Raw genomic sequence first — 10,072 nt, 5'->3', positions numbered from 1 at the left:
ATTGGGTGATCGACTTGGGTGTTATCAGGTGATCGGCATCAATGTTATTGGGTGATCGGCATTCATGGGAATATGCACCCCTAGCCAATCGGCTCTAATTGCGTTGAGTCGAGTGCTAATAGCGCCTCTTTGGCAGACTTAATGGTCATCGGGACGCGCGTAATGAATTTTTGCTTTTGTTCATCAAGAGACTGATACTGCCTTGCGTGTAAAGCGCGGCATCAGCAATAAAGTAACGGCTGTTTTGTGCGGCCTTCAGGCATTGAATATGGTGCTTGGTGACCTCGGCAAAGGCTTTTTAAGCACCATTGCCAGCCCAGCATCACCATGAGAGACATGATGGCCCGAGAGTTTGAGAATGGCTCAGCCAATAAAGCGAGGTAACCCGATTTCGTAACAAAAAGCAGCAATTAAGCCGAGGTGATCGAGGCGTTTAATGACAGGCTGAGGGGCAGATATAGTGAGCGACCGTTAAATAGTAGTAATAGATCAAAATAGGGGTTCGCGGTCAATAGGAGCATGGCAAAATTGCGCAGAAATGTTCGTGCGTTCACACTATATTAAATCTGGAACTAGCTGTGGAATGACGGATTATAAAGGCTCAGATTAAATTTGGAATAATGCGGAGTATTGAGCGCTTACATTATAACAACGTTAGACCATACCATTTCAATGGCGGTTTAACGCCAAATGAATCAGAGCAAAGATACGGGCTTGATTCTAACTTGTGGCCAAAAATACTTGACCACTACATATGAGGAATGTGAGTTACCTCTTTTTGGGGTTTTGATTCAAAGATTTGACACTTTTATCAAAACGGGTAACTCTCACTTTCCAAGCCAATGCATCAGCTCTTGTCCGAGCTAGTACAGATGAGTCAACACCACAGGAAGACCAAGGAAAACTTCATCCGCTTAGTTCTGAATAAATTTCAGAAAACTGCGGAAGAATAACATCTAAAGAGAAGTGATTATTAAACTTACACTTAGCTCTATTTCCTAGCTTCTGAGATAAATCTTCATCAGCTAGTAATTTAGCGATAGAATCTTCAAGTGCCGCCGCATCACCTGCTTCAATTAAGAGCCCATCTTCTTCATTCGTAATCGCATCAGGTATCCCTCCTGCGGTTGATGCTACAATCGCTAAGCCTGCGGACATCGCCTCAATAACCCCCATAGGAAAGCCTTCATTAAAACTAGGTAAGGTAAATATCTGAGAAGTTTCAATTAATTCCAACTTCTTACGCCCGGCAACCCAACCTACAAATTGGATACAATCTGTAACACCAAGCTCTTCTGCATATTTTTTAAACAGCTCAACATCGCCATCCCCTCCTAAGATTAACTTGTAATGAGGAAACCTTTTTCTTAAGCCTACACTTGCTTTAATTAACTCATAAACTCCTTTTCTTTTACCTAACCTCCCTAGAAACAATACCGTTCCAGGGATTACTTTATCTCGAGAAAGCTCCAATGAAGGTACTGAGTTATAAATTGTAACAACTTTACTTTTATCCTTTACAATAGTATCAACCCATTTTTTCCAGCTCTTTGATAAAACAACAACTCGATCACAAGAAGAAAAAGTATCTCGAATTTTTTGTTTCTTAGGTTCTGAGCACTCATTTTCAAAAAACATTTGAAATTCAGAGCCATGTAAATGCAAAACAACTTTATTATTCAAAGCTTTTGCAAGTGAAATAACAATTGACTTACGTGTAAAACTCCCTCTAGATGACATGTGAACATGAACTAGGCCAACGTTAAAAAAAATAGAGTAATATATAATTTTCAGTAGCGCCGGCAGGAATAAAGCACATTTATTAATTCCAAAAAAACGCTTAGAATTTGTATGGGTTTGAATTAGCCTTACGTTTTCTTTCTTAAAGAAGCCTGCATCATTAAAGACATTCAGTACTGTTGCAATACCTCCTGATTCGTTAATCCCTGTTCCTACAACCAAATTTATTTTTTCCACATAAACCTCTAAACTGAATAAGAATTCTTCTACAGAGCATATCGAATGCTTAATATTTTCGCGGCACAGAGTCTACAATAGATACCTCAATAGAGAGCGAAGCTAATTAAGGTGCGCTTTCCTTTGTAAGGGAACGGTCATTCCCTTATCAAAGTTCAGTTATCACCAAGTTTATAGCCAGCCCATTAAAATTGTCGCTAAACAAAGGCACTCTCTTATGGTCAATTGCAAACTCTGCAGTATGGATAATGGGGCACTTGCTGTCCCACTACTAGCCGCCTTATATTATCGCAGCATTATAAGAGCTTTTTATGAATAATTCACATTTTTGTTCTAACTAAATATGCTTGAAGATTTATTACCTTTCACAGCAAGGGGTTAGCTGTGAAAGGTTCGCGGTCTTGACATATATCTAGCGTCAGTTGCACCTTGGTTTTACCGACATGAGTTGCTTTCATACAGAGTGCGTGGCGCGGCCTAAGATGAAATTAATTCTCATTTCATTAATCGAAGATCCAATACTAACAGCGCATGCTTTCAATACCAACAACAATATTGCCAATGATAAGGTTTAAGTAAGGTAAGTAAAGCATCCTTTATTGGCAGGTATTTTTTGCTGGGGGACAGTTTCACCTTGGAAATCAACGATGCAAACATATAGAATAGGATTCAGTAGATTGTCAGCCACTGAATCGGAGTGCTTACGCTTTGTTGTGACCTTGTAAGCCAGTCGCTGTATGACTTTAAGGCGTAAGCGAAGCATAATTTTACGAACAAGATAGCGACCAACTTGACAGCCTTCTTTGCGCAGTCTCTTTACCATTTCACGGTTCCCCTGCTGCCACAGCTCTTTTCAAAAAGGCGTCGGATACGACGATATAACTTCAACGTATCCAAGCTGATGATTGTTGCAGGGCGTTTAAGCCAGTCATAATAACCGGACTTACTCACCCCCATCACAAGGCAGATTAAGGCGATAGGGAACTGGCCAGACTGTTTTTTAATTGAACTAATACATTTTAATGAAACTAAATTTTACTTCATTTCTTTTGCAAAGAAGGCGCTGGCCTTTTTTAATATTTCTTTTTCCATGCGTAATCCTTTGTTTTCTTTACGCAATCGCTTCAATTCATCCCGCTCCGATTCTTCTAAAGTAATGCCTTGGCGCTGTGCTTCAAACTTTTCTTTCCACTTGTAAAGTAGACTGGTGCCAACCCCAAGTGAGTTAGCCGCTTCCGCAACACTGTAACCTTGCTCTGTCACCATCAGAACGGCTTCATCCTTAAAATCTTGAGGATAGCTTTTATGTGATTTTTTCAGGCTCATATCACTTCCTTAATCTATTGACGTTATTGTCTCAAAATTAAGTGTCCGATGGGATTAGACCAGAACAAACAAGCCACGAAACGAGAAGAAATCACCTTCTACAAAAATCTAGAGAAGGGCCTAACCAAAGAGCTTAAGCAATTGAATAAATGTAAGCGCTCAATTAGCTGGTTAAGCGCTAATCTGCCCCAGTGATTTCAACATTCCATGGCATGAGCTCTGTCATATCTGCGGCGGGATCTCGTTTTGGTAGCTAGGGTCTGTTGATCTTTTGTGATGGATTTTTGAGCGGCAAGTGATGATGAGCTCTGGCCACATTTATAACAAGCCTGAACATAGAATGACCTTTGAAGTTACTCAAGTTGTCACCACCTACTATCAGATTTCTGTTCGTCACAGCCATATTTTGCCATTTGCTTCCTTCAGATTTCACCTCGCGGTGAACCCCCTTACATAGGCTAACGGCTCTCTCTCGATTGAGCTTGAGGGCTTTCCCCACTAGATCAACGCCATGTTCGGCGCACACAAACAAAAAGCGCTGACCTGCAGCGCTTTTTTTCTCCGTCAAATCAGCAAAATTAAAATAAATGGCTGTTCAACCAAAGATGCACCAAAATACTGGCAATGTAGCCAAGGGCAATAGCAGGTGCCCACTTAAGATGGGCGCCAAAGGTATAAATGCCGCGAGCTTGCCCCATTAGTGCCACACCGGCAGCTGAGCCAATCGACAACAAGCTGCCGCCAACACCCGCTGTTAATGTTACCAGTAACCATTGGCCATGGGACATTTCTGGATTCATGGTCAGCACTGCAAACATGACGGGGATGTTATCTACAATTGCCGATAAAATACCGACCGCCACATTCGCGTATGTGACATCCCACTGGGTGTACATGGCGTGTGAAACCAAAGAAAGATAGCCAATAAAGCCTAAGCCGCCGACACATACCACTACACCATAGAAGAATAGCAAAGTATCCCATTCAGCCTTAGCAACCCGGTTAAAGACGTCAAATGGCACCACTGAGCCTAAGTAAGACAAACGTTTTTGATCATTGGCTTCTTGTGCCAGCGCTCGCTTACGCTCCAGAGATTTGTGTAGTGTGATACGCAAATAATAACCAAAGAACTGCAACAAACCTAAGCCCGTCATCATGCCAAGTACTGGCGGCATGCCAAGTAGCGAGTGAGCACTCACAGCCATTAGAATCGTCACTAAAAACAGCGCTACAACGACAAATGCACCGCGCTTCAGCTCCACTTCTTCATCATTCGCTTGAGGTTTTTCATTGGCAATGAATAGGCTCATAATAATGGCTGGCACCAGAAAATTAATGGCAGAAGGAACCAATAACGCAAAAAACTCGGTAAAGCCCAAAATACCTTTTTGCCATACCATCAAGGTAGTGATATCACCAAATGGGCTGAATGCGCCGCCAGCATTGGCTGCCACCACCACATTAATACATGCCATAGCAATGAATTTCTTATTCTCTCCACCCACTTTCATGATCACCGCGCACATCAATAGTGCTGTGGTTAAGTTATCCGCAACCGGTGAAATAAAGAAAGCTAAGATACCCGTTAACCAAAATAGGCTACGTAAACTAAAACCTTTGTTAACCATCCAAGAGCGTAGCCCATCAAACAGCATCCGCTCTTCCATTGCATTAATATAAGTCATTGCAACCAGTAAAAAGAGCAGTAACTCGGCATATTCAAGCAGATTATGTCTAAAGGCTTGTTCAGCTTCATGGCTCATACCATGCTGCATGTAAACCCAACCTATCATCCCCCAAATAACACCAGCGGCGACCAACACGGGCTTGGACTTGCGTAAATGAATAACCTCTTCACTCATCACTAGAATATATGCAAACACAAATACGATAATGGCGATATAGCCAACAGCATGAGTGGTAAGATCAAGCTGATCGCCACTTGTACTCGCCAAAGTAAGTGGTGAAAAAAGTAATGCCGATATCAGCGTGATCAAATTAACAATGTGTTGTCGTCTCATTTATTCAAACCTATCTACTTTAAAGCGTAAAAATCTGGCGCGACAATAACATAAGCTAAATTGTAATTTTTTTAGCAGGGTCAAATTTTCAGATAACAAGATAAATTTACCGATATATAATATCGAAAAAACCGAACAGCAATGCAATTTATATTGATGAACAAGAGAAAATGTAATGGTAAAAATTACCCATAAAAAAACCGCATAAACTGCGGTTTTTTAATGGGTCTTACTTAGCAACGAACGCTTGCCGATTATTGCTCTCTAACGACTCGGAAACCGATGTAGTTTGACGCAAAGCTTGAGCTAATCTCTAACCGTGACGAGGCACGAGCTAAACTTGGCGCAAAGTTCCAAGAGCCACCTCTTACAACAGCCGGTGAGCCTTCAGTTATTTCCCAAACATTACCTACGGTGTCATGGAGACCAAACTTATTCGCTTTAAATGAGCCTGTTGGTGATGTGCTGTTATTAGACCAGCGACTGCCACACCAACCACAATTTGCGTTTCCTGCACCAATATTGTTACCCCACCAGTAATCAGTACGCGATCCTGCCCGAGCTGAGACTTCCCATTCAGACTCCGTTGGCAGACGATATTGGTAGCCAGTATTACGACTTAACCATTTGCTGTAAGCCACAGCATCATCTTTCGTCACACAAACAACTGGTGATTTTTTCGACTGCTCGAACCCCGGTTTACGCCAAGATAAATCAGCGTTGTATTCCGGCGCACCACTATCATACACCGCGCAACCTCGTCCCTTTTCTGCGCTAGTTTGATAACCTGTTTCTTTTACAAATTTTTCAAATTCGGCAACCGTTACTTCTTTTTGACCAATTGCAAACGTGGTTGGAATATTTACATCATTTGGCGCTTGCTCATTACCTAAGCCGCGACCTTGTAAATCGCCTACTTTATAGCGACCACCAGCAATCGCCACCATAGCTGGTGAGGCTGTGCCGTCGCTATGGCGATCAGCAAATCGTTGACCAGGCTTTAAATTAACCACTAAACGACTGAGTTCGGCTCGAACTGTTCTTGCACCAGATAACTTAATGGAAGTGTTGTACGGATGAAAACCAGGCTTTTTCACGGTTATTTTGTACTCACCCGGCGGTAACATGGCATCAACACGGCTGGCACCATAACTTTTACCGTTGATGTAGACTTCATCATTATATTGATCTGAACGTACGGTCAAGGTGTACATGCCAGGCTCGTTCTTTAGAGATGAAAACTCAACTTCTTCAAAATCGCCCATATCGGCAGTTTCACCGTTCACACCACAATAGCGATAATCAAGGCTGAGTAAACGACACGCTTGAGCCTGAGGTAAGCGCCCTTGCATCTCAACTAACATTTTAACTGAGTAATCGCCTTGGCCACTGAAGCCACTGTCTAGCACTTTTTCGCTCACAATCTTAATTCCTGCAGCTGCAGTATCACGATGTTTAGCAACTAGAGCTTGTTCTGTTACGTTTTGAAACAGCTTATTTGTGAGCATCTGACTGGCTGTTTTTTTAGCTAAATCATTACCCTGTTCAGCACATTGTTTAAAGGTTACGTCTTCACCACAAGCAATACTTTGGCTTACCTCCATTTTGCCGCCTTGACTAAATTCGCGTTTAATACGCTCAACACGGGCAAAATTGTAACGTTCTTTTAAATTCTCAATTTCGTTTAACATACTAAATTGAGTCATTTTAGAGTTAGCGAGTTTATCTTGATTTGTCGCCAATAATGTTTTTTGTGCTTTAACTTTAGTTTTATTCAGATTTTGCGCTTGAAGTGCGTATTGATAAGCTTCAATAGACGCAGAAATATCCAGCGATGGATCAGCAACCAGCCGTTCATACTGTTTGTCCATATCCAGTAGCGCTGATTTTCGCTTATCTTCAAGTGTGTCATTGAGTTTGATTAAACGCTCTAACTCATCTTTATCTTGTTTGATTGAGCTTCTAATCTGTTCAAGACCGTTAACATAAGCGTCAAACTCAGCCTGCTTTGTCTGAATTTTATTATCTAACTCAGAGACTTGGCTTGCATACAACGGGAAGGCAGCCATGCCTAGAGAGAAGATACCAGCCGATAATACCAGTGGAGCTATCCGCATTTTTTCTATTCCATGCCAAAAACAGTCTCATCACCAAAAATAATGAGTAAAATGTTTGATTATTATGATCTTTATATTTGTTTTCTCGCTGTGACTTAAGAGCCACAACAAATTTTCTTGTCAATCCTATTGCCTAACGCACTAAATGACAAGTGTAGCCTTACCTTAAAAACACGCTAAGGACAGGAAAAATCGACATTTTTTGATATTAACCATGTCATGCCGTGTCTTCATGCTAATGGCTAATGCCTTGTTATATCAATGCTTACCTAGAGCTTAAGGAAGTATGACTAAGCTAATTTTACAATTCAGTAATGGGGCATAAACTAATTCGGAAAAATATCAAATTATTGGGCTTAGTCACGATTTTTTAAATGAGAGCTCCATTTAAATAAAACTTCACTAAATATCTATGGCTACGACCCTATTTATTGGACTCGTCTCGACATCCAGTAGCGCTTTTTCCAATAAGGGTTGTTTAACTGCGAAATAATCACACCTTTACTGGTGCTCGCATGTAAAAATCGCCCATCTTCAAGGTAAACACCAACATGTTTCGTGCGCCGAGAAACATTGAAAAAAACCAGATCCCCCGTTTGCAGCTCACTGCGCTTAACAGCAACACCTTGCTTCGCTTGCTGCAAGGTTGTACGCGGTAAAATTTCAGCAAAACTGTCGCGAAACACATGCTGAATATAAGCAGAGCAGTCGACGCCTTGCTTAGTGGTACCGCCATATCGATACGGAACACCTTGCCAACGTTCGTAATGAGCAAGCAGTAGACTAATATCATCCTTCTGCTTGTCAACTTGGTGTTTATCAGCAATCGGTGGCCGCGTGACAGTCGGATGGGGTTGCTTTGACTCAGGTTGAGAACTACACCCCGCTAACCCTAGGGCCAAAAGCGCCAGCAAAGTGATGGAAAGTGAGCGTAAAGTGGAAATAACAAATACTCCCCGTGATTAGCGTAAAGCCATTTCAAAAATCAACCGTTCAGCGGTGCATGAGAAGCGTATATTAAGTTGTAATACTACTCCAGCTTCTAACCCTTGTGTGATTTCTTCAATTTCACAATCTGCGTATTTATCTTTGGCTTGGCTAATTAGTTTGTCAGCCAACACTCGTGCTTGCGCTTGATCACTGGCAGCAATCGGTAAACTTAAAACATTATCATCTTCGTGGATCACACTACCAAGCTCAACAAGTACACCACAGGCTTCACAAACATCATCATTTTTCTCAATTGACATAGCTGTTTCCTCTCAATCTATTTAACTGCAATATTCTTAACCGCATTAAACCCTATGGCTAAAAACAATTACAAGGATTGCTTTGCCTGTTCAAACAAAAATTCATCTAAACCTTAATTTAGAACAATGATCTAACATATACCAAAGCAACTTCAAGGTGCTTATTCAGCGAGAGAGTGTTTGAGTAGGCTTGCTATCAATAAAATCACTGGGAACAATTAATACGCCAAGATCACGCTATAACAAGACAAATATACTTGTAAAAAAATTCATCAAATTGTCTTACCTGCAAACTAAACTTTGCAAAAACCACTCAACAACCCATTTGCATGTATTCAAACATTCCCGAACTGGCAAAATTAGAACAATTGATCGAATTACACAAGCATAAGCTTAAGGCGGCTACATTAGGTTTCGCTTACGATAAAGAGCAATCATTTCCGATTCATGGCATTGAACTTGGAAGCCAGTCAAATACAGCGCCAACAGTTATTTTTGTGGGTGGCGTACATGGTGTGGAGCGTATTGGCAGCCAAGTTGTGATCGCCTTTTTAAGCAGTTTATTAGAGCGTCTAGAATGGGACCTACATTTCCAGCAATTGTTTACCCAAGTTCGTGTGGCCTTTTTGCCTCTGCTTAATCCAGTCGGCTTTTTTAACAACACCCGATCTAATGGCCAAGGCATTGATTTAATGCGTAACGCGCCTGTAGATGCCATTTGCCGCACAACTCCTCTGGTGGGTGGCCATCGCATTAGTCACCGCCTCCCGTGGTTTCGCGGTAAAGAAGGCTTAGCGCCTGAAAGCCAAATTTTAGTTGATTTTGTCAGCGATTTAATCAAACGATCGAGTATAACCTTGAGCTTAGATGCCCACTCAGGCTTTGGCCTACGTGATTACCTTTGGTTTCCCTTTGCTGGAAATATCGCGCCCTACCCGATGTTGGCGCAAACCTATGGTTTGATGAACCTATTTGACAATACCTATCCTTACCATGCGCACTATAAGGTGTCTCCACAAAGCCACTTTTACACCACTCACGGCGATCTGTGGGATTATTTAAGTAAGCAGCACAAGAAAGCGCGGTTTATTCCCCTAACCTTAGAAATGGGCTCTTGGCTTTGGGTAAAAAAAAACCCAAGACAACTTTTTAATTTTGCTGGCTTTTTTAACCCGCAAAAGCAACACCGACAGGAACGAATATTAAGGCGACATACGGTGTTGATGGATTTTTTAATCCAAGCCGCTTATTCATCGACCTCGTGGTGGCCTGAAGGTAAAGAGCTCACACTGTTGAACGACGCCGCGAAGCGATTATGGTACACGGACTTAAAACGCTAAACATGAAAGGAATCAACCAACGTCTGTTGTACTTCGCGGTA

The 10,072-nt window shown here is 41.7% G+C and carries 6 protein-coding genes and 2 pseudogenes; 1 reads left to right on the top strand and 7 read right to left on the bottom strand.

Annotated elements, in window-relative coordinates:
- Nucleotides 1–107: 107 nt before the first annotated feature.
- The 7 genes and pseudogenes from Q4519_RS16125 to Q4519_RS16095 form a co-directional block, all read right to left on the bottom strand.
- A pseudogene (locus Q4519_RS16125) lies at nt 108–459 on the bottom strand (DUF4277 domain-containing protein); the annotation flags it as partial.
- Between the two features lie 447 nt (nt 460–906).
- Nucleotides 907–1,977, bottom strand: a complete 1,071-nt coding sequence (locus Q4519_RS16120; RefSeq protein WP_232800327.1) for a glycosyltransferase family 4 protein — start codon at nt 1,975–1,977, stop codon at nt 907–909.
- 667 nt (nt 1,978–2,644) lie between these two features.
- A pseudogene (locus tag Q4519_RS16115) lies at nt 2,645–3,303 on the bottom strand (transposase); the annotation flags it as partial.
- Nucleotides 3,304–3,881: 578 nt separating this feature from the next.
- Entirely contained in the window at nt 3,882–5,324 is a 1,443-nt protein-coding gene (nhaD, locus tag Q4519_RS16110; RefSeq protein WP_232802017.1) for a sodium:proton antiporter NhaD, read from the bottom strand.
- Nucleotides 5,325–5,578: 254 nt separating this feature from the next.
- Nucleotides 5,579–7,441, bottom strand: a complete 1,863-nt coding sequence (locus Q4519_RS16105) for a formylglycine-generating enzyme family protein (RefSeq protein WP_303514004.1) — start codon at nt 7,439–7,441, stop codon at nt 5,579–5,581.
- Between the two features lie 428 nt (nt 7,442–7,869).
- The gene (locus Q4519_RS16100) at nt 7,870–8,343 is read right to left on the bottom strand and encodes an NlpC/P60 family protein (RefSeq protein WP_303514001.1); all 474 of its coding nucleotides are present in this window, start codon (nt 8,341–8,343) and stop codon (nt 7,870–7,872) included.
- Between the two features lie 60 nt (nt 8,344–8,403).
- Entirely contained in the window at nt 8,404–8,691 is a 288-nt protein-coding gene (locus Q4519_RS16095; protein ID WP_232802014.1) for a DUF406 family protein, read from the bottom strand.
- A gap of 329 nt (nt 8,692–9,020) precedes the next feature.
- Between Q4519_RS16095 and Q4519_RS16090 the strand changes: the two genes are divergently transcribed.
- Nucleotides 9,021–10,031, top strand: a complete 1,011-nt coding sequence (locus Q4519_RS16090; RefSeq protein WP_232802013.1) for a M14 family zinc carboxypeptidase — start codon at nt 9,021–9,023, stop codon at nt 10,029–10,031.
- Nucleotides 10,032–10,072 lie beyond the last annotated feature (41 nt).

The sequence above is a fragment of the Motilimonas sp. 1_MG-2023 genome (assembly GCF_030547455.1).
In the GTDB taxonomy this organism is placed as follows: Bacteria; Pseudomonadota; Gammaproteobacteria; order Enterobacterales; family CBDFNC01; genus Motilimonas.
The sequence above is the reverse complement of the archived record's forward strand: the minus strand, read 5'-3'. Positions and strand labels throughout refer to the sequence as shown.